This is a genomic window from Klebsiella sp. A52 (assembly GCF_018388785.1).
GTDB lineage: Bacteria > Pseudomonadota > Gammaproteobacteria > Enterobacterales > Enterobacteriaceae > Klebsiella > Klebsiella aerogenes.
On record NZ_CP074437.1, the window covers coordinates 56,950 to 83,599 of the forward strand.

At 55.0% G+C, this 26,650-nt stretch carries 27 protein-coding genes and 1 other annotated feature; of the genes, 11 read left to right on the forward strand and 16 right to left on the reverse strand.

From position 1 onward, the window contains the following. Window positions 1-78 precede the first annotated feature (78 nt). The 7 genes from adk to KGA69_RS00295 form a co-directional block, all read right to left on the reverse strand. Window positions 79-723 carry an adenylate kinase gene (gene adk, locus KGA69_RS00265; RefSeq protein ID WP_015367904.1) on the reverse strand — a complete coding sequence of 215 codons (645 nt, stop codon included), beginning with the start codon at window positions 721-723 and terminating at the stop codon, window positions 79-81. 237 nt (window positions 724-960) lie between these two features. Then, a complete protein-coding gene (gene htpG / locus KGA69_RS00270) occupies window positions 961-2,835 on the reverse strand; it encodes a molecular chaperone HtpG (protein ID WP_045393519.1) in 1,875 nt (624 codons plus the stop codon). A 114-nt stretch (window positions 2,836-2,949) separates the two neighbouring features. Continuing rightward, window positions 2,950-3,555: a recombination mediator RecR gene (gene recR, locus KGA69_RS00275; RefSeq protein ID WP_015367906.1), complete on the reverse strand. Its 606-nt coding sequence runs from the start codon at window positions 3,553-3,555 to the stop codon at window positions 2,950-2,952. Continuing rightward, entirely contained in the window at window positions 3,555-3,887 is a 333-nt protein-coding gene (locus tag KGA69_RS00280; protein ID WP_008805448.1) for a YbaB/EbfC family nucleoid-associated protein, read from the reverse strand. Before KGA69_RS00280 ends, recR begins: the two co-directional genes overlap by 1 nt. A 56-nt stretch (window positions 3,888-3,943) precedes the next feature. Further along, the gene (gene dnaX / locus KGA69_RS00285; protein WP_045393520.1) at window positions 3,944-5,854 is read right to left on the reverse strand and encodes a DNA polymerase III subunit gamma/tau; all 1,911 of its coding nucleotides are present in this window, start codon (window positions 5,852-5,854) and stop codon (window positions 3,944-3,946) included. After that, window positions 4,547-4,611 (reverse strand) — a sequence feature (DnaX frameshifting element). Its footprint overlaps the gene before it by 65 nt. Before the next feature lie 92 nt (window positions 5,855-5,946). Next, window positions 5,947-6,498, reverse strand: coding sequence for an adenine phosphoribosyltransferase (gene apt / locus KGA69_RS00290; RefSeq protein WP_045393521.1), 552 nt, complete (start codon window positions 6,496-6,498; stop codon window positions 5,947-5,949). A gap of 150 nt (window positions 6,499-6,648) precedes the next feature. Further along, entirely contained in the window at window positions 6,649-7,026 is a 378-nt protein-coding gene (locus KGA69_RS00295) for a DUF454 family protein (RefSeq protein WP_213292724.1), read from the reverse strand. Window positions 7,027-7,095: 69 nt separating this feature from the next. On the opposite strand from KGA69_RS00295, the gene priC reads away from it, so the two are divergent. Next, complete coding sequence (gene priC, locus KGA69_RS00300; protein ID WP_045393522.1) at window positions 7,096-7,623, forward strand: primosomal replication protein N''; 528 nt, start codon at window positions 7,096-7,098, stop codon at window positions 7,621-7,623. A gap of 12 nt (window positions 7,624-7,635) precedes the next feature. Next, window positions 7,636-7,809: a pleiotropic regulatory protein RsmS gene (gene rsmS / locus KGA69_RS00305; RefSeq protein WP_015704613.1), complete on the forward strand. Its 174-nt coding sequence runs from the start codon at window positions 7,636-7,638 to the stop codon at window positions 7,807-7,809. A 37-nt stretch (window positions 7,810-7,846) separates the two neighbouring features. On the opposite strand, the gene mscK is transcribed toward rsmS, so the two are convergent. Both mscK and acrR read right to left on the reverse strand, forming a co-directional pair. After that, complete coding sequence (gene mscK, locus KGA69_RS00310) at window positions 7,847-11,191, reverse strand: mechanosensitive channel MscK (RefSeq protein ID WP_045393525.1); 3,345 nt, start codon at window positions 11,189-11,191, stop codon at window positions 7,847-7,849. A gap of 129 nt (window positions 11,192-11,320) precedes the next feature. Beyond that, on the reverse strand, window positions 11,321-11,971 hold the full coding sequence (gene acrR / locus KGA69_RS00315) for a multidrug efflux transporter transcriptional repressor AcrR (protein WP_045393528.1): 651 nt from the start codon (window positions 11,969-11,971) through the stop codon (window positions 11,321-11,323). 141 nt (window positions 11,972-12,112) lie between these two features. On the opposite strand from acrR, the gene acrA reads away from it, so the two are divergent. The 6 genes from acrA (at window position 12,113) to KGA69_RS00345 (ending at window position 18,858) form a co-directional block, all read left to right on the forward strand. Continuing rightward, on the forward strand, window positions 12,113-13,312 hold the full coding sequence (gene acrA, locus KGA69_RS00320) for a multidrug efflux RND transporter periplasmic adaptor subunit AcrA (RefSeq protein WP_045393531.1): 1,200 nt from the start codon (window positions 12,113-12,115) through the stop codon (window positions 13,310-13,312). A gap of 22 nt (window positions 13,313-13,334) precedes the next feature. Then, window positions 13,335-16,481 (forward strand): multidrug efflux RND transporter permease subunit AcrB, encoded by a 3,147-nt coding sequence (gene acrB / locus KGA69_RS00325; RefSeq protein WP_045393534.1) that lies wholly within the window; start codon window positions 13,335-13,337, stop codon window positions 16,479-16,481. 472 nt (window positions 16,482-16,953) lie between these two features. Next, window positions 16,954-17,328 (forward strand): Hha toxicity modulator TomB, encoded by a 375-nt coding sequence (gene tomB, locus KGA69_RS00330; RefSeq protein WP_045393536.1) that lies wholly within the window; start codon window positions 16,954-16,956, stop codon window positions 17,326-17,328. Between the two features lie 26 nt (window positions 17,329-17,354). Next, window positions 17,355-17,573 (forward strand): HHA domain-containing protein, encoded by a 219-nt coding sequence (locus tag KGA69_RS00335; protein WP_015367918.1) that lies wholly within the window; start codon window positions 17,355-17,357, stop codon window positions 17,571-17,573. Between the two features lie 131 nt (window positions 17,574-17,704). Next, window positions 17,705-18,265: a maltose O-acetyltransferase gene (maa, locus tag KGA69_RS00340; protein WP_045393539.1), complete on the forward strand. Its 561-nt coding sequence runs from the start codon at window positions 17,705-17,707 to the stop codon at window positions 18,263-18,265. Between the two features lie 128 nt (window positions 18,266-18,393). Further along, a complete protein-coding gene (locus tag KGA69_RS00345; RefSeq protein ID WP_047047056.1) occupies window positions 18,394-18,858 on the forward strand; it encodes a YlaC family protein in 465 nt (154 codons plus the stop codon). Here KGA69_RS00345 and KGA69_RS00350 read toward each other — a convergent pair. After that, window positions 18,833-20,287: a MocR-like pyridoxine biosynthesis transcription factor PdxR gene (locus KGA69_RS00350; RefSeq protein WP_213293123.1), complete on the reverse strand. Its 1,455-nt coding sequence runs from the start codon at window positions 20,285-20,287 to the stop codon at window positions 18,833-18,835. The genes KGA69_RS00345 and KGA69_RS00350 overlap by 26 nt on opposite strands. 102 nt (window positions 20,288-20,389) lie before the next feature. Between KGA69_RS00350 and KGA69_RS00355 the strand changes: the two genes are divergently transcribed. After that, the gene (locus KGA69_RS00355; protein WP_045393548.1) at window positions 20,390-21,100 is read left to right on the forward strand and encodes a GNAT family N-acetyltransferase; all 711 of its coding nucleotides are present in this window, start codon (window positions 20,390-20,392) and stop codon (window positions 21,098-21,100) included. Here KGA69_RS00355 and ykgO read toward each other — a convergent pair. Further along, the gene (gene ykgO, locus KGA69_RS00360) at window positions 21,097-21,237 is read right to left on the reverse strand and encodes a type B 50S ribosomal protein L36 (RefSeq protein WP_003859006.1); all 141 of its coding nucleotides are present in this window, start codon (window positions 21,235-21,237) and stop codon (window positions 21,097-21,099) included. The genes KGA69_RS00355 and ykgO overlap by 4 nt on opposite strands. Before the next feature lie 2 nt (window positions 21,238-21,239). Then, window positions 21,240-21,500 (reverse strand): type B 50S ribosomal protein L31, encoded by a 261-nt coding sequence (locus tag KGA69_RS00365; RefSeq protein WP_015367923.1) that lies wholly within the window; start codon window positions 21,498-21,500, stop codon window positions 21,240-21,242. A 219-nt stretch (window positions 21,501-21,719) separates the two neighbouring features. Here KGA69_RS00365 and KGA69_RS00370 point away from each other — a divergent pair, with 219 nt between their 5' ends. Continuing rightward, window positions 21,720-23,279, forward strand: coding sequence for an EAL domain-containing protein (locus KGA69_RS00370; protein ID WP_045393551.1), 1,560 nt, complete (start codon window positions 21,720-21,722; stop codon window positions 23,277-23,279). A gap of 41 nt (window positions 23,280-23,320) precedes the next feature. Here the strand turns inward: KGA69_RS00370 and KGA69_RS00375 are convergent, their stop codons facing one another. Together KGA69_RS00375 and KGA69_RS00380 are read right to left on the reverse strand one after the other, a co-directional pair. Continuing rightward, entirely contained in the window at window positions 23,321-23,674 is a 354-nt protein-coding gene (locus KGA69_RS00375) for a DUF1428 domain-containing protein (protein WP_015367925.1), read from the reverse strand. Between the two features lie 88 nt (window positions 23,675-23,762). Then, window positions 23,763-24,377, reverse strand: coding sequence for a membrane protein YczE (locus KGA69_RS00380; RefSeq protein WP_045393554.1), 615 nt, complete (start codon window positions 24,375-24,377; stop codon window positions 23,763-23,765). An 87-nt stretch (window positions 24,378-24,464) separates the two neighbouring features. Between KGA69_RS00380 and KGA69_RS00385 the strand changes: the two genes are divergently transcribed. Next, on the forward strand, window positions 24,465-25,892 hold the full coding sequence (locus KGA69_RS00385) for a MocR-like transcription factor YczR (protein ID WP_045393557.1): 1,428 nt from the start codon (window positions 24,465-24,467) through the stop codon (window positions 25,890-25,892). A 132-nt stretch (window positions 25,893-26,024) separates the two neighbouring features. Here the strand turns inward: KGA69_RS00385 and KGA69_RS00390 are convergent, their stop codons facing one another. Both KGA69_RS00390 and KGA69_RS00395 read right to left on the reverse strand, forming a co-directional pair. Then, on the reverse strand, window positions 26,025-26,240 hold the full coding sequence (locus tag KGA69_RS00390; RefSeq protein WP_045393560.1) for a hypothetical protein: 216 nt from the start codon (window positions 26,238-26,240) through the stop codon (window positions 26,025-26,027). Next, window positions 26,237-26,494, reverse strand: coding sequence for a hypothetical protein (locus tag KGA69_RS00395; RefSeq protein ID WP_015367929.1), 258 nt, complete (start codon window positions 26,492-26,494; stop codon window positions 26,237-26,239). Before KGA69_RS00395 ends, KGA69_RS00390 begins: the two co-directional genes overlap by 4 nt. Between the last annotated feature and the right edge of the window lie 156 nt (window positions 26,495-26,650).

Below are 26,650 nucleotides of genomic sequence, written 5' to 3' on the forward strand. Positions count from 1 at the left end.
TAAACGGAACCAATCATAGCAAAAGGTAGAAATGAGAGGTGTTCTCATCCTGCCGCAGCAGGATGAGAAAGGGCTTAATTAGCCGAGGATTTTTTCCAGATCGGCGCGCACGTCAGCCACCGCTTTAGTGCCGTCGACTTTCGCGTACTGGGTGTTACCCGCCTGCGCTTCTTTCTGATAGTAGCCGATCAGCGGCGCAGTCATCTGATGGTATTCCACCAGACGCTTACGTACGGTTTCTTCCTGATCGTCTTTACGGGTGGTCAGCTCTTCGCCGGTCACGTCGTCTTTACCTTCCACCTTCGGCGGGTTGAATTTGATGTGATAGACGCGGCCGGAAGCGGCGTGTACGCGGCGGCCCACGATACGATCGACGATCAGTTCGTCCGGTACCGCGAACTCCAGAACGTAGTCAACGGCGATGCCGGCTTCTTTCATAGCGTCAGCCTGCGGGATAGTGCGCGGGAAGCCGTCCAGCAGGAAACCGTTACGGCAATCTTCCTGGGCGATACGCTCTTTCACCAGCGCGATGACCAACTCATCGGTCACCAGTTTGCCGGCATCCATAATGTCTTTCGCTTGTTTACCGAGCTCGGAGCCGGATTTTACCGCGGCGCGCAGCATGTCGCCGGTGGAGATTTGCGGAATACCGTATTTCTCCATGATGAACTGAGCCTGAGTTCCTTTACCCGCGCCCGGAGCGCCAAGCAGAATAATACGCATTACGAAAATCCCCTCAAATGTCGTTTCAATTTTTCAAAAAACGCTAAACCATACCACCAGAACGGCCATGGCTCAAGGAAGGCGGTGCGGCTGAAACGGTTAATGGTGAGATATTTTACGGTTGGGGAAGATTAAGGCCCTCACCCCGGCCCTCTCCCGCAGGGAGAGGGAGAAAAGCCCCCCAGCTGGGAGCAGTCCCCTCTCCCTTTAGGGAGAGGGTTAGGGTGAGGGTAAAGCTTAGGACGCCAGCAGCTGGTTCATACGACGGATGAACTGGTTAGGATCCTCCAGCGTACCGCGTTCCGCCAGCAGCGCCTGATCCAGCAGCAGCTCAACCCACTCGCCAAACTGCGCGTCGTCCTGGGTATCGGCGGCGCGTTTGACCAGCGGATGCGCCGGGTTCAGCTCGAAGATGTATTTCACTTCCGGCGCCGCCTGACCGGCAGCGGCGAACAGCTTCGCCATCTGGGTGCTCATTTCGTCGGCATCGGTGGTGACAATCGCCGGAGTGTCGGTCAGACGATGCGTTAGACGCACCTCTTTCACACGCTCGCCCAGCAGGCCTTTCACGCGCTCAACGAACGGCTCCAGCGCTTTTTCAGCTTCTTTGGCGGATTCGTCAACTTCGTCCGCCAGTTTCTCCAGCGACTCGTCGGCTTTAGCGACCGACTGGAACGCTTTACCGTCGAACTCGGTCAGGTAGCTCATCATCCACTCGTCAATGCGATCGGACAGCAGCAGAACTTCGATACCTTTCTTACGCAGCAGCTCGAGATGCGGGCTGCTCTTCGCCGCCGCATAGCTGTCGGCGGTGATGTAGTAGATCTTCTCCTGCCCTTCTTTCATGCGCGAGACGTACTCTTCCAGCGACACGGTCTGCGCGGAAGAATCGGTATGAGTAGTGGCGAAGCGCAGCAGCTTAGCAATGGCTTGCTGGTTGGAGGCATCTTCCGCCGGGCCTTCTTTCAGCACCAGGCCGAACTGTTTCCAGAAGGTCTGATATTTTTCGGCGTCGTCTTTCGCCAGTTTTTCAAGCATCTGCAGCACGCGTTTGGTCAGCGCGGTACGCAGGTTGCGGGTGACGTTGCTATCCTGCAGGATTTCACGCGACACGTTCAGCGGCAGGTCGTTGGAGTCTATCAGGCCGCGCACGAAACGCAGGTAGTTCGGCATAAACTGCTCGGCGTCATCCATGATGAAGACGCGCTGCACGTACAGCTTCAGGCCGTGCTTATGATCGCGGTTCCACATATCCCATGGCGCCTGCGACGGAATATACAGCAGGCTGGTATACTCCTGCTTACCTTCGACGCGGTTGTGGCTCCAGGTCAGCGGATCGCTGAAATCATGGGCAATATGCTTATAGAATTCTTTGTATTCGTCATCGCTGACTTCAGACTTGCTGCGGGTCCACAGCGCCTGCGCCTTGTTGATTTTCTCCCACGAAATAACGGTTTCGCCGTCCACTTCTTCGCGTTTTTCAATCTCAACCGGCAGCGCGATATGATCAGAATATTTGCTGATGATCGAGCGCACGCGCCAGTCGTTGAGGAAGTCGTCTTCGCCTTCACGCAGATGCAGCGTAATTTCAGTTCCGCGATCGGCTTTGGTGATATCGGCAACGGTATATTCGCCTTCGCCAGCGGATTCCCAGAACACGCCGTTCTCCGGCTTGTCGCCCGCGGCGCGGGTGCGCACGGTGACTTTGTCGGCAACGATAAAGGCCGAATAGAAGCCGACGCCGAACTGGCCGATCAGCTGGCTGTCTTTCGCCTGATCGGAGCCCATCGATTCGAGGAACGCCTTGGTGCCGGATTTGGCGATGGTGCCGAGATGGTCAATAACCTCATCGCGGTTCATACCAATACCGTTATCGGCGATGGTCAGCGTGCGGTTGTCTTTATCAAACGATACGCGTACGCGCAGCTCGCCGTCGCCTTCATACAGATCCGGCTGGGACAGCGCGCGGAAACGCAGCTTATCCGCCGCATCCGAGGCGTTAGAGATGAGCTCGCGCAGGAAGATTTCTTTGTTGGAATAAAGAGAATGGATCATCAGGTGCAGAAGCTGTTTCACTTCTGACTGGAAACCACGGGTTTCTTGTCCTTTCATGTAAGTCGACCTCAACAATGCCATTTATTATTAATGGAAATAACGTGTTGGGGAGGAGATGGGGATAGAGGTGGGATTTTTCAAGCGGAGGCGGCGAACGCAGCCTCCATTTGTTCAGAAAATAATCTTGTGGCGGCCTGCGAGAGAGTGCGACAGCGTGGTGCCGTCGACCATTTCCAGCTCCCCGCCAACCGGTACGCCGTGGGCGATGCGGCTGGCGTCAACGCCATACTGCGCGCAAAGCTCAGCGATGTAGTTGGCCGTCGCCTCGCCTTCAACGGTTGGGTTGGTGGCGAGGATCAGCTCGCTTATCGACTCCGCTTCAAGACGCTGTTCGAGGCGATCGAGCCCGATGTCATCCGGCCCGATACCGTCAAGCGGCGACAGGTGGCCCATCAGCACGAAGTAGCGGCCGGAATACTGCCCGGTCTGCTCAATGGCGTAAATGTCCGCCGGACTCTCCACCACGCAGATCTGACCGTTTTCCTGACGACGCGGATTGCTGCAAATATTGCACACCTCCTGCTCGGTGAAGGTGCGGCAATCGGCGCAGTGGCCGATTTCCGACATCGCGCGCGTCAGCGCCTGCGCCAGACGCATACCGCCGCTGCGATCGCGCTGCAGTAGCGTAAACGCCATGCGCTGCGCCGACTTCGGGCCAACGCCCGGCAGACAGCGCAGCGCTTCCATAAGCTGAGTTAACAGCGGGCTGGTTTGCATCAGAACGGCATCTTGAAGCCTGGCGGCAGCTGCATGCCGGCAGAAACGGAGGCCATTTTCTCTTTCTGGGTCTCTTCAATGCGGCGCGCGGCATCATTGAACGCGGCAGCCACCAGATCTTCCAGCATCTCTTTGTCGTCTTCCAGCAGGCTTGGGTCGATTTCCACGCGACGGCAGTTGTGCGCGCCGTTGATGGTCACTTTTACCAGACCCGCGCCGGACTCACCGGTCACTTCCAGCTGCGCGATCTCTTCCTGCATTTTCTGCATTTTGTCTTGCATCTGCTGGGCCTGTTTCATCAGGTTACCCAGGCCGCCTTTTCCACCAAACATAGGCTTCTCTCTCAGTAAGTCATCGTTAAGGTACCGATCGCCAGTCCGACTGGCGATCAAATGGGTCGGATACTCTCTTCATCCAGATCGGCATCGAAGAATCTCCGCAGGGTCTGGATGTTGTTATCCGCAATAATCGCCTCGCGCGCCTGCGCGAGCTTCTCTTCATAAATTGCCTGCCGCCACTCCAGCGGCGTGCGCATCGCCAAATTATCGTCTTCAACGATGGTCAATTCAACCGGCGCGCCGTACAACACGCCCAGCGCTTCAGCCAGTTTCTGCTGTGCGCCGGCGGAATTAAGATGCCGCTGACTGGGGCGCAGATGCAGGCAAATGCGATTGCCGTCCTGCTCTTTCCACGCGTTCAGCGCGACCTGCTCAACCAATTTCGGTACCGCCAGTTGGCTCACTTCCGCCGCCCAGCTATCGCGCTCGACCGCTTCAACCGCCAGTTTCGCCGCCAGTTCTGGCGTTTTTTCATGCTCCAGCGCCTTTTTCAGCGCTTTCGGCGTGGCGACCTCGACTAAGGTTTCTTCAACCGGCGCCGTCGATTTCCAGCGGTAGGCTTCTTTCTTCGCCGGGGCCTGCTCAAGCGCGGCCGCCGCCGGACGAGCCTGTACGCGCTCGGTAATCGAACTCAGTCGTTCCAGCGCAGCGTTATTCACCGGCCGCGCGCGGGATGCGGCTGCCGGTTCACTCTTTTTTGGGGTGGTCGCTCCCGGGGTTCGCTGCAGCCGACTGCGCGCCGCCAGCACCTGGCTGGTGCTTTGCGGCAGATTCTGCGGCGGCGCTGATGGCGACGATACGGGCGGTGCCGCTTGTTGTACCGGCGCAGAGGTTGGAACCTGAACGGGCTTCACTTCCGGCTCTGGCAGCGGCTGGCGAGGATGAAACGCCAGCGCGCGCAGCAGCGTCATCTCAACGCCCATACGCCGGTCCGGCGCATAAGGCAGCTCTTTACGGCCAATCAGCAGCGTCTGATAGTAAAGCTGAACGTCGGCCGGCGGCACGGTACGCGCCAGTTCGCGCATTCGTAGCTCGACGGCGGCCATATCCGCCCCCAGCGCCGATGGCGAGAGCTGGACCATCGCGATACGGTGCAGCAGACTTTGCATTTCCACCAGCAGCGCTTCCCACTCAACGCCGCGCGCGGCGGCGTCGCTGACGCCTGCCATCACGCGCTCGCCGTCGGCGGCCACCAGCGCTTCTATCAAGGATAGTGCCTGATCGTCGTCGAGGGTGCCGAGCATTTCGCTGACGGACTGTGCGCTTAAGCGGCCATCGCCGCTGGCGATCGCCTGATCGGTCAGGCTTAACGCATCGCGCAAGCTGCCATCCGCGGCGCGCGACAGCAGTTGCAGCGCGCGCGGCTCAAACGCGATCTGCTCTTCGCCAAGAATGTGTTCAAGCTGATGGCGGATCTGTTCGACATCCAGCGCCTTGAGGTGGAACTGCAGGCAGCGGGATAAAATCGTCACCGGCAGCTTTTGCGGATCGGTAGTCGCCAGCAGGAATTTGACGTGCGCGGGCGGCTCCTCCAGCGTTTTTAATAACGCGTTGAAGCTGTGGCGCGACAGCATGTGCACTTCATCGATCAGGTAGACCTTGAAGCGGCCGCGGGCCGGCGCATACTGAACGTTATCCAGCAGATCGCGGGTGTCTTCCACTTTGGTGCGCGAGGCGGCATCGATCTCGATCAGATCGACAAAGCGGCCTTGTTCTATTTCGCGACAGTTGTCGCAGACGCCGCACGGCGTCGCGGTAATACCGCTTTCGCAGTTTAACCCCTTCGCCAACAGCCGGGCGATGGAGGTTTTCCCTACTCCGCGGGTGCCGGAAAAGAGATATGCGTGATGGATGCGCCCTAACGATAAGCCGTTCGCCAGTGCGGTCAGCACATGTTCCTGGCCGACGACGTCAGCAAAGGTTTGTGGGCGCCATTTACGGGCTAAGACCTGATAACTCATGGGCTGGCTCTGAAACGCTGGAAGGTGAATTCACGAGGGGGTAATGCTATCACAGCCCCGCCGGATCGGCGAGGCTATGTGTCGGGATTTGCTTAGTGGCCCGGGAAAGGCACCAGGCTAAAGCAGTGGATACCCAGTTTTTCCAGGCGCTGTTCGCCGCCCAGATCGAAAAGATTGATAATAAAAGCGGCATCGTGAACTTCGCCGCCCAGGCGACGAATCAGCTTCACGGTGGCGTCAATGGTGCCGCCGGTCGCCAGCAGGTCGTCAACGACCAGCACTTTATCGCCTTCTTTAATGGCATCAACGTGGATTTCCAGCTGATCGGTGCCATATTCAAGCTCATAGCTTTCGGCGATGGTTTCGCGCGGCAACTTGCGCGGCTTACGAACCGGAACAAAGCCAACGCCCAGCGCCAACGCAACCGGGGCGCCGAACAGAAAACCACGCGCTTCGGTCCCCACCACTTTGGTGATGCCGGCGTCTTTATAACGCTCGGTTAGCAGTTCAATGCTAAGCGCGTAGGCTTTAGGGTCTTCCAGCAAGCTGGTGACATCGCGGAAAAGGATGCCCGGTTTCGGATAATCCTGGACGCTTTGGATGCTGTTCTTCAGATATTCAAGCTGCTGTGCAGTTGCGGTCATAAGTTTATGCCTGATTGAAACGGTGTTACCCACGGGCGTGCAAAATGGGCCAAAGAAACATTTGTTTAACCTTTGACCAGGCTTACCCGCGCTCGAAAACGCCAGAATTTACTGGCTGTCGCCAACAATTGCAACAGGCATTATTGCGCATCAGTGCTTTTGTTGCTTTGCGTCAACCACCGGAATGCGCCACATAAATATCAGCAGGCAGGCGAGGATCGCCAGCAGCAGGATGCGCACCCACATAAGCTTAACCAGCCACAGAGAAATGGCAAAGGTCAGTAAAATCATGATAATGGCTCGCGGCTTGGCCCCCGGCGGCATCGCCCGGTACTGCTGCCAGTGGCGAAGATAGCCGCCAAACCACGAGCGATAAAGTAGCCAGTGGTGAAAGCGCGGCGACGAGCGGGCAAAACACCACGCGGCAAGTAGAATAAATGGCGTTGTTGGTAACAGCGGTAAGAAGACGCCCAGCATCCCCAGCACTACCGCCAGCCAGCCAATGATGATTAAAATAATACGTGGCATAATGCGAATCGTTATCAAGCAGATGTCGCTACTGTAGCACAGTTGCTGAGTAGGGAATGGAGGAGTTATTTGAAAACAACCCGGCTTTTACAAACGCTGGAAAGTCAGCTGGCCGAGCTGGCGCTTCAGGTGGCGCCGTTCGCCAATCACGCCACGCTGAGCCCGCGTTTCGACCGCCAGCTGTTCCGTACCCGCGACACGCAGATGCAGGCTTACCTTGACGAAGCGCGGCATAATTTTACCGAGCTCCAGCATGCCGTCGAACATCAGCATCTGCCCCAGGTCGCCTGGCTTGCCGAACGGCTGGTAGCGCAGATTGCCGCCATTAGCCGCGAGACGGCGACCTGGTCGTTACGCCACTGGGATAGCGCCTCGCCGACGCTAAACCGCTGGCAACGCCGCCGCCTGCAGCACCAGGAGTATGAGCGCCGCCTGCTGGCGATGCGCAACGATCGCCAACGTCAGCTGGCGTCGGCAACAACCCTTGCCGAACAGCAGCGGCTGACCAAAGAGGTCGAGGCCTATGCCGGCCGCCTGGCCCGCTGTCGCGATGCGCTGGAAAATATTGAAAACGTACTGGCGCGTTTAACGCGCTAACAGGAGAGGATTATGTCGCTGGAAAATGCACCAGACGAAGTCAAACTGGCCGTCGATTTAATCATGTTGCTGGAAGAAAACCGGGTCAGCGCAAAAACGGTGCTGGGAGCGTTGGATATTATTAAGCGCGACTATGAAAACAAACTGAAAAACGCCCAACCTGACGCGCCTTTGTCTGAAGAATAAAACGATTCGGGGCGGCATATGCCGCCCCGATTAGCGATTATGCGACGTCTGGCGCCGTATCATCCCCTTTATTATCGCGCTTCACTTCCGTCACTTCATCTCCCTTCTCGTTACGCAGATGAACTTCCAGCTGGTTGAAGGCAATATCGATATTGTTTTCACGGCACAGGCGATCGATCGAACGGTTCAGTTCGTCCACCGCGTAGCTGCGATCGCGCAGTTCACGCACGTAGAGGCGCAGTTCATGATCCAGCGTGCTGGCGCCGAAGGTGGTAAAGAAGACCGATGGCGCCGGTTCCTGCATCACTTTCGGATGTTCATGCGCCGCCTGCAGCAGCACCTCTTTCACTTTATCGAGATCGGATCCGTAGGCCACGCCCAGGCGGATCACCACGCGGGTGATGGTATCGGAGAGCGACCAGTTGATCAGCCGTTCGGTCACGAAGGCCTTGTTCGGAATGATCACCTCTTTGCGATCGAAGTCGGTGATGGTCGTCGCGCGAATGCGGATCTTACTGACGGTGCCGGAGAAGGTGCCGATAGTCACCGTATCGCCGATACGCACCGGGCGTTCGAAGAGAATGATCAGACCGGAAACGAAGTTACCGAAGATCTCCTGTAAGCCGAAACCTAAACCAACCGACAGCGCTGCGGCCAGCCACTGCAGTTTATCCCACGATACGCCTAACGAGCCGAATACCGTCATCGCGCCGATGGCGATAATCGCGTAGTTAAGGATCGTCGTTATGGCATAGGAGGCGCCCTGGCGCATATTAAGACGCGACAGCACCAGCACTTCCAGCAGGCCCGGCAAGTTGCGAATCAGCGCCCAGGCGACCATCGAGGCGACAATCGCAAACAGCAGGCTGCCCATGGTCACGCTTTTCACCACGCTGGCCCCGGCCTCGGTGCCGTTGTAGTGCCAGAGCGTAATGCTGTCGAGATAGGCGAACACGGTAATCAGATCGGACCAAATCGCCCAGAACATCACCGCGAACAGCGCCACCATCACCAGCATGGTGATACGTAGCGTTTGCTGGTTAACCTGTTCGAGCGCGATCGTCGGCTCTTCCTGCGGTTCGGCGCCCTCCGCCCCTTCTTTCACCAGATGCTGGCGACGCGCCAGCGCCCGACGCCAGGCAATACGCCGCGCCGCCACGCTCAGGCCGCGCAACACGGTCTGGTACAGCAGGTTCCACATCATCACCAGATAGACGGTCTCAATCCAGCGGCCAGCCAGACGCAGCGTGGTATAGAAGTAACCGGTCGCCGTGAGGACCATCAGCGCGACGGGCACAATCGACAGCACGGTCACCGTTAGCAAGCGCAGGCTATGCGACTCTTTGTCACGCCAGCTTTCGCGGCACATCGGCCACACCAGCACCGCAATCAGCAGCAGGTTGACGAAAATAACGAACTGCCCCAGTACGTCGTCCATCAAATTAAGCGGAGAGAGCTCAGAGACGACCGACCAGAAATTCAGCGGCAGCAGCGCCAGGCTGACGCGGACGATCTGCCGCCGCCAGTGGCTGGTCAGCTGCGCGGGCATATTGAAATGCTTCACCGCCACGCCATCTTTTTCCAGTACCTTCCAGCACAGGCCGAACACCAGCCAGAACATTGCCAGTTTCTTACTGTAAGCCCACAGCAGGTTGCTGACATTCAGCTGCATGGTCAGCAGGATAAGCCCGACGGCGAGGATGAGCAGCACCACCGGCAGCGCTCTGATCAAATCAATCAGGATCGCTTTTGGCGTGTTGAGCTGGGTATCGTTGCGTAACTGACCTACCTGAGAGGCCAGCTTCGCCTGGTAATCGCGCAGCCACTGCAGGCGCCAGCGGATCAGACCGGCAATCAGTAGCAGCGGCAGCCCGGCAAGGAATGCGATAAACACCGCCGGCCAGGCTTTTTCCCAGTTGACGGTGATTTTCATCGATTTGAACTGGCCTTTCAGCGCTTCCGGGAAGGATTTAATCCACTCCCAATCCATCGGCTTATTGCTGTTCACCCAGAAAATCTGCTGGGTCAAGATCGATTTCAGATTGCTGGAGACGCTCATCAACTGCTGCTGGTTAATCTGCAGGTTGATGGCCATCATCAACTGGTTCCCCAGCTGTTTGTTAAACTGGTCGAGCAATTCACGGCGCATGTCCACCACTTCCAACAGGGCGTCGTGAACTTCCGGCGTGACTTCGCTGCTATGGCCTTCTTCCAGCTTTGCCACAAAGGCATCGCTCTGGAATAACGCATCGCGCTGCTGGTTAACCTCAAACTGCTCCAGGCGCAGATCGGCAATGCGGTTGGTCATATCCTGCAGCTCGTCTGCTGATGGCAACGTTTGCTGCTGCTGATAGAGGATACGCGACAGCAGCAGGCTGCCTTTCAATACGGAAATCTGCTCTTTGATATCGCGTTCGGACTGCAGCGCGCGGTCGAGCCAGTTTTTCACTCTGATATTACGCTGCACCAGCTGGTTGCCGTTTTCCGTCGCCTGAATCAGCTTTTCGCTGAGCTGGTGGTTAACTTCAAGCTCCTGCTTGACCAGCGGGTTATTTTGGATCCGCGAGGTCTCCTCCGGCGAGACCGCTTCCTGAGCGGTTTTCTCGGTGAGCGTCAGTCGCTTGCTGTTCACCGCTTCCTGCAACAGTTGCAGCTGATGTTCCAGCCGGTTGCTATGGGCGGTGACGTAGTCGCGCTGTTTCTGCAGCGTATCCTGCAGGACGGTATTGCCTTCCAGGCTCTTACGCTGCTGTTCGATTTCCGCGTTCAGCAACGCCTGCTGCGCCAGCAACAGCCCCTGCTGCGTCGGGCGCAGCGTCTCTTCGCCCGGCGCGGTGCCGTTGAGACGGTTACGAATTTGCTGTAATTGCTGAGAGGCGGAATACATCGCGTTCTGCACGCGTTCCGGCTGCGTCTGCAGCGAGACCAACTGGCTGTTGTAGGTCGCCAGATCGTTCTGCGCGCTTTGCAGGTCGTCGAGCGCCTGCGACACGCGCGACTCTAGCTGTCGCAGCGACAACGTGCTCAGGGTTTTACGGGTGACTTCATCATCAGGAACGTCGCTCAGCGCATTCAGGCTGTCGACCGCCTGACGCATTTTCGCCGGCGCTTGTTCAACCTGCTGACGCAGTTGCACAGTTTCAGACTTTATACGTTCAATCTTATCGAGCGTTTCTAAAGTCTGGGTCAGGTCCTGCTGAACTAATTTTTCCTGCGGCGTGAGTTCTTTTTGCTTATTTAACGTAGTGAGCTGGCTTTGAATGTCAGAACGGTCAGGTAAATCTGCAGCCTGAACCTGGCTGAAGCTCAGAGTGCCAACTATAAGGACCAGTGCAAAGACAATGGTGGAAATAGCATGAGGCCAACGATTTGTATGCTGCATAGTATTAACATGAATGGTTGCAAATGCCGGAGAATACCGGGGGTCGTCGCAGCGCGCAGAATAGCACTTCTCCCCGCGCGCGAATAGCGGCAGAGATAAGTAAAATTTACCTTTATTTACTCCCGGTCGTCAGGCCACAATTGCAGACGGGCTACGCAACGATGGACAGGTTTGATACATCTCAATGAGCGTGTCTACATAAGCGCGAGCTTCCGCATGAAGATTAAAGGTCTCAGGCGCGAAAAGCCAATTCTCCATTAATCCGGAAAGATAACTACGCATCAGAATTGCCGCACGGCGAGTGAGTAAATTCGCAGGTAATTGTTGAGCAGTGATACACTCTTTTAATGTTTGCTCAATACGATCGTAGCTTTCAAGCCATAAACTGCGCTGTGCTTGTTGGACAACGGCCATTTCTCCGACAAATTCGCATTTATGGAAGATGATTTCCATCATCAGGCGTCTACGCTCCTCTACTACCGTCGCTTCGAGGATATAGACCAGTATTTCGCGAACAACTGACAGTGGATCGTTAGGGAATTTTGCCCGATACTCAACTTCGAGATCGCTAATGCTGGCGTCCGAAAGACTCCATATTTCATTAAACAGATCGGATTTGTTTTTGAAATGCCAGTAAATCGCGCCCCTGGTCACTCCGGCAGCTTTTGCAATCGCGGCCAACGAGGTAGATGATACGCCTTGCTGCGAAAACAAACGCAGGGCAACGTCAAGAATCAGTTGCCGGGTTTCAAGTGCCTGTTGTTTGGTTTTTCGTGCCATAGGTTGATGACTTTACAGAGGTTGCGTTTACATACATTTATGAATGTATGTACCATAGCATGACCATAATAGAAAGACTGAAGTGGGTTTGTGGACGTTTGAGCCACTGAAAATTTGAAATTGGACACTCGAGGTTTACATATGAACAAAAACAGAGGGTTAACGCCTCTGGCGGTCGTTCTGATGCTCTCAGGCAGCTTAGCGCTAACAGGATGTGACGATAAACCGGCTCAACAAGGAGCCCAGCAAATGCCGGAAGTTGGCATTGTCACGCTCAAATCCGCACCTCTACAAATCACCACTGAACTTCCTGGCCGTACCAATGCTTATCGTGTCGCAGAAGTCCGTCCTCAGGTAAGTGGCATTATTCTGAAACGTAACTTCGTTGAAGGCAGCGATATTCAGGCGGGGGTGTCTCTTTATCAGATCGATCCGGCAACCTATCAGGCCAGCTATGAAAGCGCCAAAGGCGACTTAGCGAAAGCCCAGGCCGCCGCAAACATCGCTCAGTTGACGGTCAAACGTTATCAGAAACTGCTTGGCACGAAATACATCAGTCAACAAGACTACGACACCGCCGTTGCCGACGCTCAGCAAAGCAACGCCGCCGTCGTCGCGGCAAAAGCCGCGGTTGAAACCGCGCGCATCAACCTGGCTTATACCAAAGTGACTTCGCCAATCAGCGGCCGCATTGGTAAATCCGCGGTCACCGAGGGCGCGCTGGTGCAAAACGGGCAAGCTACCGCGCTGGCGACCGTTCAACAGTTAGATCCTATTTATGTTGACGTTACCCAATCGAGCAACGATTTCCTGCGTCTGAAACAGGAACTGGCAAACGGTAAACTGAAGCAAGAAAACGGCAAAGCGAAAGTCGAACTGGTGACCAACGACGGTCTGAAATACCCGCAAGACGGCACGCTGGAATTCTCTGATGTCACTGTTGACCAGACCACCGGTTCTATCACGCTGCGCGCGATCTTCCCGAACCCGGACCACACCCTGCTGCCAGGGATGTTCGTCCGCGCACGCCTGGAAGAAGGTATTAACCCGGATGCGCTGCTGGTTCCGCAACAGGGCGTTACCCGTACCCCGCGCGGCGATGCCAGCGTGATGGTGGTTGGCGAAGGCGACAAAGTTGAAGTTCGCCAGGTCACCGCGACTCAAGCTATCGGCGATAAGTGGTTAGTGACCGAAGGTCTGAAATCCGGCGATCGCGTGATCGTCGCTGGCCTGCAAAAAGTCAAACCAGGCGTACAGGTAAAAGCGCAGGAAGTAGCTTCAGACAACCAACAGCAAACCGCCGGTAACGCGAACGCTCAGTCTGAACAAACCAAGTCTTAACTTAAACAGGAGCCGTTAAGACATGCCTAATTTCTTTATCGATCGCCCCATATTTGCATGGGTGATCGCCATAATCATCATGTTGGCCGGGGGGCTTTCGATTATGAAACTCCCCGTGGCGCAATATCCAACGATTGCGCCGCCAGCAGTGACGATCTCGGCCACCTACCCGGGGGCTGATGCGAAAACGGTGCAGGATACCGTGACACAGGTTATCGAACAGAACATGAACGGTATCGATAACCTGATGTACATGTCCTCAAACAGTGACTCCACCGGTACGGTGCAGATCACCCTGACCTTCCAGTCCGGTACTGACGCAGACATCGCCCAGGTACAGGTGCAGAACAAGCTGCAGCTGGCGATGCCGCTGCTGCCGCAGGAAGTACAACAACAGGGCGTGAGCGTGGAGAAATCCTCCAGTAGCTTCCTGATGGTTGTCGGGGTTATCAACACTAACGGCACCATGACGCAGGAGGATATTTCCGACTACGTGGGCGCCAATATGAAGGATGCCATCAGCCGTACCTCCGGCGTCGGCGACGTTCAGCTGTTCGGTTCCCAGTACGCGATGCGTATCTGGATGGACCCCACGAAGCTGAACAACTTCCAGTTGACTCCGGTAGATGTCATCAACGCTATTAAAGCGCAGAACGCCCAGGTCGCGGCGGGCCAGTTAGGCGGTACGCCGCCGGTGAAAGGCCAGCAGTTGAACGCCTCGATCATCGCCCAGACTCGTTTAACCTCCGCAGATGAATTCAGCAAAATCCTGCTGAAAGTCAATCAGGATGGTTCACAGGTTCGTCTGCGCGATGTGGCGAAAGTTGAGCTCGGCGGCGAAAACTACGACATCATCGCGAAGTTCAACGGCCAACCGGCTTCCGGTCTGGGGATTAAACTGGCGACCGGCGCTAACGCCCTGGATACCGCCAACGCCATCCGCGCCGAGCTGGCGAAGATGGAACCGTACTTCCCGTCAGGCCTGAAAATCGTCTACCCGTACGATACTACCCCGTTCGTGAAGATCTCTATTCATGAAGTGGTAAAAACGCTGGTGGAAGCGATCATCCTGGTGTTCCTGGTCATGTATCTGTTCCTGCAGAACTTCCGCGCCACGCTGATCCCGACCATCGCGGTACCGGTGGTATTGCTCGGGACATTCGCCATCCTGGCGGTATTTGGCTTCTCGATAAACACCCTAACGATGTTCGGGATGGTGCTCGCCATCGGCTTGCTGGTGGATGACGCCATCGTGGTGGTAGAAAACGTCGAGCGCGTGATGGCGGAGGAAGGATTGCCGCCGAAAGAAGCGACCCGTAAGTCAATGGGTCAGATTCAGGGCGCGTTGGTCGGTATTGCGATGGTGCTGTCTGCGGTATTTATCCCGATGGCCTTCTTCGGCGGTTCAACCGGCGCGATTTATCGCCAGTTCTCGATTACTATCGTGTCCGCGATGGCGCTGTCGGTACTGGTGGCCCTGATTCTGACGCCAGCGCTGTGCGCCACCATGCTGAAACCGATTCAGAAAGGCGGCCATGGCGAGCACAAAGGCTTCTTTGGCTGGTTTAACCGCATGTTCGATAAGAGCACGCACCACTACACCGACAGCGTAGGCAACATTCTGCGTAGTACCGGTCGTTACCTGGTGCTGTATCTGATTATCGTCATCGGTATGGCTTACCTGTTCGTTCGTCTGCCAAGCTCCTTCTTGCCGGATGAAGACCAGGGCGTATTCCTGAGTATGGCGCAGCTTCCGGCGGGCGCGAGTCAGGAACGTACGCAGAAAGTCCTCGATGAGATGACTGAGTACTACCTGACCAAAGAGAAGAACAACGTTGAATCGGTGTTCGCGGTTAACGGCTTTGGTTTTGCGGGTCGCGGTCAGAACACCGGTATCGCCTTCGTGTCGTTAAAAGACTGGAGCCAACGCCCGGGTTCAGAAAACAAAGTTGAAGCGATTACCGGTCGCGCGATGGCCCGTTTCTCGCAGATTAAAGATGCGATGGTCTTCGCCTTTAACCTGCCGGCGATCGTCGAACTGGGTACCGCTACCGGCTTTGACTTCCAGCTCATCGATCAGGGTGGTTTAGGGCATGAGAAATTAACTCAGGCGCGTAACCAGCTGTTTGGTATGGTCGCTCAGCATCCTGACCTTCTGGTTGGCGTGCGTCCTAACGGCCTGGAAGATACGCCGCAGTTCAAGATCGATATCGATCAGGAAAAAGCGCAGGCGCTTGGCGTTTCAATTAGCGACATCAACACTACCCTTGGCGCGGCCTGGGGCGGCAGCTACGTCAACGACTTCATCGACCGCGGTCGCGTGAAGAAAGTGTACGTCATGTCTGAAGCGAAATACCGTATGCTGCCAGAAGACATCGGCAACTGGTATGTACGCGGCAGCGATGGTCAGATGGTGCCGTTCTCCGCCTTCTCCACTTCCCATTGGGAATATGGTTCACCGCGTCTGGAGCGTTACAACGGTCTGCCATCGATGGAAATCCTCGGTCAGGCCGCACCGGGACGCAGTACGGGTGAAGCGATGGCGATGATGGAACAGTTGGCAAGCAAACTGCCTTCTGGCGTCGGCTACGACTGGACCGGTATGTCCTATCAGGAACGCCTGTCCGGCAACCAGGCCCCGGCGCTGTACGCCATTTCGCTTATCGTCGTCTTCCTGTGTCTGGCGGCGTTGTACGAAAGCTGGTCGATTCCGTTCTCCGTCATGCTGGTGGTACCGTTGGGTGTTGTCGGCGCGCTGTTAGCGGCAACCTTCCGCGGGCTGACTAACGACGTTTACTTCCAGGTCGGCCTGCTGACGACCATCGGTCTGTCGGCGAAGAACGCGATACTTATCGTTGAATTCGCCAAAGACCTGATGGAAAAAGAAGGCAAAGGCCTGATTGAAGCGACGCTGGAAGCAGTACGTATGCGTCTGCGTCCAATCCTGATGACCTCTCTGGCGTTTATCCTTGGGGTAATGCCGCTGGTTATCAGCTCCGGCGCAGGTTCCGGCGCGCAGAACGCCGTCGGTACTGGCGTAATGGGCGGGATGGTGACCGCGACGGTTCTGGCCATCTTCTTCGTGCCGGTATTCTTCGTGGTGGTTCGTCGCCGCTTCAGTAAGAAAACTGAAGATATTGAGCATAACCATCCGGTTGAGCATCATTAATCTTGCTTAAGCTAAGGGCCGCATTTGCGGCCCTTTTTCTTTAGGGGTTTTTAAACGCACACATTGTTATTGTTTATTTTACGTTCTGACATATAATATACATTGATGAACGTTGTTCTATCTTTATTAAGATTTCCGTTATTGGCTTCACCATCAGGCTTCATTCAGAATATTCTTAATTACCAACAACCTCCCAACAACCTTTTCGCTGCAGGCAGGCGTCAATCAGATAACCTGATGATATATAAGGCTGACGTTCCAGTTTCGCCAAACATAAAAGGAATTCGTATAATAGGATCTGTTTTTTTAAGATAAATTAACCGTATTTATTGTAATTTTTCGTAATAGCACGGTGAAATGTTTTTGAGACTGGATTATAGTTAAATCACAGGATTACAATGTTTGAGCCTGGTCTTCATCCCACAACGGTGTTTGTTAGTCGTCGTTTAAACCACTTACAAGGGGATGTGTTATGGACGAGTACTCGCCAAAAAGACATGATATCGCGCAGCTTAGATTTCTCTGCGAAACCCTGTATCATGACTGCCTTGCAAACCTGGAAGAGAGCAACCGCGGCTGGGTTAACGATCCCACTTCGGCGGTGAATCTTCAATTAAATGAATTGATCGAGCACATAGCAACTTACGCGCTTAATTATAAAATTAAGTATGCTGAGGATAATAAGCTGATTTCTCAGCTTGACGAATACCTGGATGACACTTTTATGCTGTTCAGTAGCTATGGCATAAACACAAGCGATCTCCAAAAATGGCGTAAATCCGGCAATCGCTTATTCCGGTGCTTTGTGAACGCCAGCCGGGAGAACCCGGTAAGTCTTTCTTGTTAGAATTATTACATTCAAAAGGTGAAATGATGTCTGGTAAACCATTAACTAAAACAGACTATTTGATGCGTTTACGCCGCTGTCAGACAATTGATACGCTGGAGCGCGTAATTGAAAAGAATAAATATGAACTTTCCGACAATGAATTGGCGGTATTTTACTCAGCAGCCGATCATCGCCTTGCTGAATTGACCATGAATAAGCTATACGACAAAATCCCAACTTCAGTATGGAAATTTATCCGCTAGTTCATTTTCTGTCATTAATACCACGGCGCGTCAACAGGGATCACTCGGGATATTAAACGCCTGAGTCCCATATTGCTGCATATGAAACCGGTTTCGCTTTATACTGTTTCTTCTTTAACCAGGAGAAGACCATGAGCGAAGAAAAAAGGAAAATGATCGCCGGCGAACCTTACCTTGCTGGAGACGCAACGCTAAAAGCAGACCGCCTGTATGCAAGGCAGGTACTGCACCGCTATAACCACTCTGCTCCGGATGAACGCGAATCGCGTGCGGCACTGCTGAGCGAACTATTTGGCAAGCCCACCGACGCGTATATCGAGCCCACTTTCCGCTGCGATTATGGCTATAACATCAGCCTCGGCGCCAATTTTTACGCTAACTTTGACTGCGTAATGCTTGATGTTTGCCCGATTCGGATTGGTGATAACTGTATGCTGGCGCCGGGCGTTCACATCTATACCGCGACCCATCCGCTCGATCCGACGGAGCGTAATAGCGGTATCGAGTATGGAAAACCGGTGGTTATCGGCCATAACGTGTGGATTGGCGGCCGGGCGGTCATCAACCCCGGCGTCACCATCGGTGACAACGCGGTTATCGCATCCGGTGCCGTGGTGGTAAAAGATGTGCCGGCCAATGCGGTAGTCGGCGGTAATCCTGCACAAATCATCAAGCTGCTATTAACCGAATAATAGTAACTGTTATGCTTTTCTGTAACTGATCTGTTACTTTAACCCTAGTCTCCGGCAACATAAAATAACCGCCAAACTGAGCCGTAGAGCCTGAAATGCCGGGCTCTGCGAAGAATTCGGGGACTAAAATGACAGAAATACAGCGCCTGCTAACCAACACCATTGAGGAACTGAACGAAAAAGAAAAACGCGATAATCGCCCGCGTTTTAGTATCAGTTTTATTCGCAATCACCCGTGGCTATTTGTCGCCATGTACGCCGCCTTTTTGGCCACGCTCGTCGTCATGCTGCGCTCTGAGACGCTGGTTGATTCCGTATGGCTACTGGTCGTCCTGTTTGTCCTGTTGAATGGCTTCTTCTTCTTTGACGTCTACCCGCGCTACCGTTATGAAGATATCGACGTGCTCGATTTTCGCGTCTGTTATAACGGTGAATGGTATAACACCCGCTTCGTACCTGAGCAGCTAATTGACGGCATTCTGCAATCGCCGCAGGTCGGCCATGAACAGAAAGCCCAGTTGCAGAAAATGATCGCTACCAAAGGGGAACTCTCGTTCTACGATGTCTTCACCCTGACCCGCGTTGCTGCCTGATTAGCCGGTTCAACGTCCGCAGCGACGCGACGAAATGCGCCGCGGACGTATTACCATAACCCAATACCAGGCCGCTACGCGCGGTCTGTGGGTTAAGATAAAAGCGGCTTAGCGCCGCTGGCGCCATTTGATACCGTCGCGCCTGCTCGACAATTTGCACATCGTCGATGCCATCAATGGCGACGGTTAAATGCAGCCCGCCCTCTCCGCCCCAAATCTCATTCGCCAGCTCGAATTCGCTTGCGACCGCCTCGCGTAACAGCTGCTGACGCCGACGATACAATCGGCGCATTGAAGCCAGATGGCGCGCATAATGCCCCTCTTCGATGAACAGCGCCAGCGCGCGCTGTTCCAGTCGATGGCCGCCGCGCAACAGCGCGCCGATCGCCTCCTGCGCCGCCTCGGCCAACGCAGGAGGCATTACCGCAAATCCTATTCTCAGTGACGGGAAAAGCGTTTTACTGAAGGTGCCAAGATAAACCACCGGCGCCTGCGTCACCATGCCGAGCATCGCCTGAATGGGTTCGCCGCTGTAGCGAAACTCACTGTCATAGTCGTCTTCAATAATCCACACGTTATGCTGGCGGGCATACTCCAGCAACGCCAGACGGCGGCCGGCGCTCATCACCGCCCCGCTCGGGTACTGGTGCGAAGGTGAGGTAAAAATAAGCCGTGGCGGCGGCTCGTCCGCGATATCTGGCCGCATGCCATCGCTATCAACCGCAATCCCTTTTATTTGCAATCCGGCTTTAATAAACACGCTTTTGGCGCCGAAATAACCGGGTTCTTCGACCCAGGCGGGATCCCCCGCCTCGCTCAGCAGATGCGTGCAAAGATTAACCCCCTCCAGCGCGCCTTCAGTAATCACAATTTGCCGCGCTGTGCAGCGTATGCCCCGGGATAAGGTCAGATGACGGGCAATCGCCTCGCGCAGCGCTGGTTCACCGGCCGCCTCCCCATACCCAAGAATCGTACTGCCGTTCTCGCGCAGTACCCGATCGAGCAAACGACGCCAGATAGCCAGCGGGAAGTAGTTCACCGCGGGCATTCCGGTAGTCAACAACAGTGCCGGAGAATCCCGTCGACCCGGCTGCGGTAGCGTGCGCAAGCGCTCAGGTAAAACAAACGTTGGCGGCGTCGGCTCGCTTTCCGCCAGCATATTGAGCGCCGCGACATACGTCCCCTGACGACTGCGGTTCAGATATCCCTCTATCGCCAGCTGCTCCAGGGCGCTGTTTACGGTATTGCGCGATACGCCAGCACGTTGAGCAATAACGCGGGCGCCCGGCAACCGGCTATGGCTAAGTAATTCGCCCTGTAAAATGGCCTCGCGCAGCGTCTGATACAGCGCGCGCTGTAGCGTCGCGTCTCCCCGCTGCTGTATCCCGCGCGTCAGCAAGGCAAAAAAAGCATCGTCCGGTATATTCATCATTGCTCCTCGTGGCACCATGAAAAGATACCAGGATGGCACTTTTTATGGAACCAGCAGACGTTTAATCTCAGGACTCTTCCCGCAAACAGGACTTGACTGATGACGCAATACAACCAATTTAACCAACTCGTTGGCGACGCTTTACCTGACTGGCAGCCACGCCCATGGCCGCAGCGCCAGACCTTACAAGGACAGTCATGCCGCCTGGAACCGCTTGCCGTTAAACACGCGCAAGCGCTGTTCAACGCCTATCGACAGGCGCCTGATACCCGCGCCTGGACCTGGCTTTTGCGTGAACCGGAAAACAGCGTTGCCGAGTTCAGCGCCTGGATTGCCAGCATCAGCGAGCTTAACGACCCGCTTCACTTCGCGGTAATTGATGAACAGAGTGGGCAGCCGGTCGGATCGTTAGCGCTAATGCGTATTGACGCCAAAAACGGCGTCGTTGAAGTCGGCCATGTTCACTTTTCGCCGCTGCTGAGCCGCAAAGCGATGGCCACCGAGGCACAGTGGTTGCTGATGCGTTATGTCTTTGAGTCGCTCGGCTATCGTCGCTATGAGTGGAAATGCAATAGCCTGAATGAACCATCGCGGCGCGCGGCGCTGCGCTTAGGCTTTCAGTTCGAGGGGCGCTTTCGACAAGCGCTGGTGATAAAAGGCCACAATCGCGATACCGACTGGTTTTCCATTATCGATAGCGAGTGGCCGCAGGTGGATAGCGCGATGCGCCAGTGGCTGGCCGCCGGTAATTTTGATGCCAACGGCCAGCAATATCGCACGCTGGAGAGCTTCCGCAAGCCTACGAATTAACGCCGTTTTTTACGTCCCTGCACCGCTTTAAAACGCGGATTGCTTTTGCAGATAACGTACAGCCGCCCTTTGCGTTTCACTATCTGGCAATCCGGGTGGCGCTGTTTAGCGCTACGCAATGAGTTCAGTACCTGCATATTTAGCTCCTTTTGGCATCAATAAAACCACCGAAGCGCTGACGGAAACGAGCGGCGCTACCTTCGGTGGCATGCGTTTTCTGCTTACCGGTGTAATACGGATGGGATTTAGACGAAACATCTAAGGTGACATACGGATAGGTCACGCCATCCAGTTCAATCTCACGCTCGGTTTTAATAGTGGATCCCACTTTGAAGTACTCGTTCACGCTCGTATCGTGGAAAACGACGGTACGGTAGTGCGGATGAATATTAGCTTTCATAGTGAACCTCAATCAATATGTTATAACATAACAATTAAGGTACACCGTTGAACGCCAAAGATCAACCACAGGAAATTAGCGGTTTCAGCAAGAACCACGCGGTGTCTCAGGAGGCGATGATTTACCCCCTTCTCCCAAATCGCGGCATTCGCGATCCGGGTCTTTTTTTCGCTTTCGCGTATACTCAGAGCAATTCCCCGTTAAAATAAGGACATACCCATGACGACTCGCCATTTAATGAGTCTGGTTACAGGGGTACTTATTCTCGCCATCGTGCTGCCCATCGCCTTAAGTATCTGGCTGGCAATGCGTCAGGCGCAGGCGCAGTTTTATAGCGAGCTCGACCACTACTCAAAACGCATTGTGATGCGCGTGGAACAGGTCGCCGCTCAGGCCAAAGAAGCATTACAAGAAGCCGATGCGCATAGCGCCACCGCCTGTTCACCAGAACATCTGTTGAATATGCGCCGCATTGCCTACACCCATCGCTATGTGCAGGAAGTACTCTGGCTGCGTAATTCGGTACCGATGTGCTCATCGCTTGAGGATCACCAGGTCTCAGTCACGTTTCCGCCCCCCGACCACGTGACTGCCGACGGTTACAGCACCTGGCTTACCTCGATCAATGACCTCGGCCTGCAGCATCGCATGACCGCTTTCGGCAATAAAAATCATATTGTGATGATCGACCCGGTGTCGTTTATTGATGTTATCGCCACCGGTCAGGAAAAGATCCACACGATATTATTCGGCACCGAGCACGATCAGGTGGTGATCAGTAGCCAACCGATCGATCCCGCGGTTTGGACGCGAATTAAAAACCTCCATAGCGAGACGCTGACGCTGAATGACACCGTCTATCGCGTGCATATCATCCCTGAACTGGGTCTTGGCGTCGCCAGTTGGTCGTCCACGCAGCCACTGGATGCGCGCCTTCGCCAGCAGCTACTGCTATGGCTACCGATTGGGCTCTTTACCAGCCTGTTGACCTCTTTTTTACTTCTGCGCCTGCTGCGCAGATTACGCTCGCCGCGTTATGGCATGCTGGATGCGCTACAGTCTGATGCCATCCAGGTTTACTATCAGCCGATCGTCTCGCTGGAGGATGGTAAAATCGCCGGCGCCGAAGCGCTGGCCCGCTGGCAGCAGCCGGATGGGACCTTTTTATCACCGGATATTTTCATCCCGCTAGCCGAGCAAACCGGGCTTATCACCCGGTTGACCGAGGATATTGTGCGTAAAATCTTTTCCGATCTCGGTCCCTGGCTGCGCCATCATCCGCAGATGCACATTTCTATTAATCTGTCGGTGGATGACCTACGCTCGCCCACGCTACCCAAACTACTCAAGGAGCAGCTGGCGCGCTGGGGAATCAACGCGGAACAGATCCCCCTTGAGCTTACCGAACGCGGCTTTGTCGATCCGCAAACCACCCTGCCGGTGATTATTGGCTATCGCCAGGCGGGACACCGGATCTCGATTGATGATTTCGGCACCGGTTATTCCAGCCTCAGCTACCTGCAGACGCTGGATGTGGATACGCTGAAGATCGATAAGTCATTTGTCGATACCCTGGAATATAAACCTCTCACGCCACATATCATTGACATGGCGAAGGCGCTGAATCTGGCGATCGTCGCCGAAGGGGTGGAAACCCCCGCTCAGCGCGACTGGCTGCGCGCGCATGGCGTCAATTACGCGCAAGGCTGGCTGTACTGTAAGGCGCTGCCGAAAGAGGAATTTATTCAGTGGGCGGAAAATAATATTAAAGCGCATTAATATCATGTGCGGCGCGCTGGCAACCAGTCGCGCCGCCGGATTTACTCGTCAAGAATCGGCGCAAAACCGCCGAAGATCATGCGCTTGCCGTCAAAGGGCAAGCTATCGCTAAGCGCTTTGATCCGCGGGTCGCTCATCATTTTCGCATTGGCCGCGTCCCTGATCTCTTTAGACGGGTACTCGATCCAACTGAATACCACTTCCTCATCCGCCTGCGCTTTAACCGACATGCGGAAATCCGTCAGCTTCCCTTCCGGGACATCATCCGACCAACACTCCACCACGCGCGTGGCGCCAAACTCTTTAAACAACGGCGCCGATTTTGCTGCCAGTTCGCGGTATGCCTCCTTATTTTCCGCAGGGACGGCAACGACAAAACCATCAACATACTTCATGAGTGAGTCTCCGAAGTGAACAGCGCCGGCGGCATATCCGTCGGCGTCTGAGTGATAAGTTTAGTCGCTGCTATTGCGAACGGCGATTTCAGGACGCCAGTTCACGGCTTTTAGCCGCCGCACTGACTGGCCGCGGTTGACGGAACCAGGGCAAAAATAGCTGGATCAGCGGGCCGATAGCAAAGGCGTAAACCACGGTGCCAACCCCGACTTTACCGCCCAGCAGCCAGCCAATTAGCAGCACCGAGACTTCGATGGCGGTACGGATACCACGCAGCGACCAGCCGGTCCGCGCGTGCAATCCGGTCATCAGGCCATCGCGCGGTCCGGGGCCAAAACCGGCGCCGATATACATCCCGGTCGCTATCGCATTCATCACCACCGCGCCGGCTAGCAGCAGGCTACGCGCGGGCAGCGATTCCAGCGGCGGAAGTACCGCGAGCGTGGCATCGGCCGCAAGGCCCAGCACGATGACATTGCTAATGGTGCCGAGACCCGGCATCTGGCGCAGCGGGATCCACAGTAGCAGCACCGCGGCGCCGGTCACAATAATCACCGTGCCGAAACTGATATTAAGCTGTTTCGCCACCCCCAGATGAAACACATCCCACGGATCGGCCCCCAGGTTGGCATGGACGAATAACGCCGTCGACACGCCATAGAGAACCAGACCGATATAAAGTTGTAGCAAACGACGGACCATAAACACCTCAGTATGTATTGCGAATACCCCCATCATCAGCAAAAATGGATTGGTAATTAATGGCCAGTTTTTGAAAAGTGGATCGCTATGTCAGTACGTCGTTTTGGAACACAATCGCTGGTACGCCTGCTCGGCAACTGGCAGGCCCCTTCCTCGCGCGCGCCGCTGTGGCGGCAGCTGGCGGAAGCGCTGCGTCTGTTGATCCTTGATGGACGGCTGGCGCTGGAGACCCGTTTGCCCGGCGAACGAGAACTGGCGACGGCGCTAAATGTTAGCCGCACCACTATCGCCAGCGCGCTGGGGTTATTGCGAGAAGAAGGCTATCTGCAAAGTCGCCAGGGGAGTGGTTCACGCATTGCGCTACCTGCAGGCCCTCTGCTGCCCGGTGAACAGACGCTTTCGGCGCCTTCGGTCAATCTCGCCACCGCCGCCCTCAGCGCCGGACCGGAAATTCATCAAGCCTACAGCCACGCGCTGACGCTGATGCCGCAGTATTTGTCCTATACCGGGTACGATCAGCAGGGGTTAGTCGATTTACGCACGGTGATTGCCCGCCGCTATAGCGAACGCGGACTGCCGACGCAGGCAGATGAAATCATGATCGTAAATGGCGCGCTGAGCGGATTTGCCCTGGTACTGCGTTTGTTAACCGGGCCAGGCGACCGGGTGGTGGTTGACGCTCCCTCCTATCCGATGGCAATTAACGCCATTCGCGGCGCCTCCTGCCGGCCAGTAGGCGTGGCGTTACCGGAAAAGGGCTGGGACTGCGACGGACTGGCGGCAACCATTGCGCAAACCTCGCCGCGGCTGGCCTTTATGATGCCGGATTTTCATAATCCCACCGGCCGCTGCATGGATAGCGAGACTCGACAGCGCGTCGCCAATCTGGCCGCCAGCACGCGAACGACGCTGGTCGCCGACGAGACGATGGTGGATTTATGGTACAACGCCCCGCCGCCGCCGCCGCTGGCGGCTTTCAATCCTGAAGCGCCGATAATCACTATTGGTTCCGCGGGGAAAACGTTCTGGGGTGGACTGCGAGTTGGCTGGATCCGCGCGCCCGCGTCGACTATCGCCTCGCTCATCCAGGCGCGGGATACGCTCGATCTCGGCTCGCCGCTGCTGGAGCAGCTGGCTTGCCGTTGGCTACTGGAAAACGAAAAGGCGTTATTGCCGCAACGGCGTGCGATGCTGGCCGCGCGTCGCGATATGTGCGCCGCATTAATGGCGGAATATTTTCCCCACTGGCGCTTTTGCGTCCCCGAGGGCGGGCTGTCATTTTGGGTCGAGCTGCCGGAAATGTTAGCGACACAGTTCTCAGTACGTGCGGAGAATGCCGGCATTCATATCGGTACCGGTACGCGTTTCGGCCTGGAGGGGGCCTTCGATCGTTATTTACGTTTGCCTTTCACACTGCCGGATACGGAATTGCGCAACGCCTTCAGCATTTTACAACCGCTGTGGCAGTCCCTTACGCAACAGAAAGAAATGACGCGAATGCGTAAAATAATATAATAAAATATCGACGGGCTGGAATCAGCCCGTCAAAAACCACCATCCATGATGAATATGAGATGTTTTATAAAATTGCAGTGCCATCTTGCCTACGCCGCATGTCATTAAAATGACAACCGCGTAATCATTTCATTAATGCTGGCGCGGAATGGGAATACCTTTTAGCGAAATAATAAAGCCATCGTCATCTTTTTTTATTTTTGCGCCGGTTTCACACCAGTCGGAAGCAATGCGAAAAAACTCATCACTACCGATATTCCAGTTCAGGCGCACGTGCTTAACGTACCCGGAACGCAGCAGGTCACAGGCTTCACTGTAACTGCTGGCTGTAGAGAATTGTTGTTTCATCTTTTCTTCTTCAGAAGTTTGCGTAATGCTTTGATTTCTTTAGGGGTTAACGGCGACGCTTCCTCTTCGGTATGCTGGTTATCAATATCCTCATGCGAAACCCCCGCCTCGTCTGCTGAATCAATGGCCGCCAGCGCCAATTGCAGCAGCTTCTCCGTTGCCGTGCCTAAATTCTCGTTATTGACTTCCGCATAATGACGCAGTTTATCTTTTAACTCTGCGTCAATTTTCACATTCAGAACTACTGTGGTCATGATCACGCTTCCCGTGCAATAAAATCATCATAATTAATACACGAAGTTAACATCTTGATCCAGAGATATTATTTATCCTTAATAATATCTGGTAATTCCAGGAAATAATTTGCACATTATATATGACATGAAGATGACATTAGTATGTCATTATTA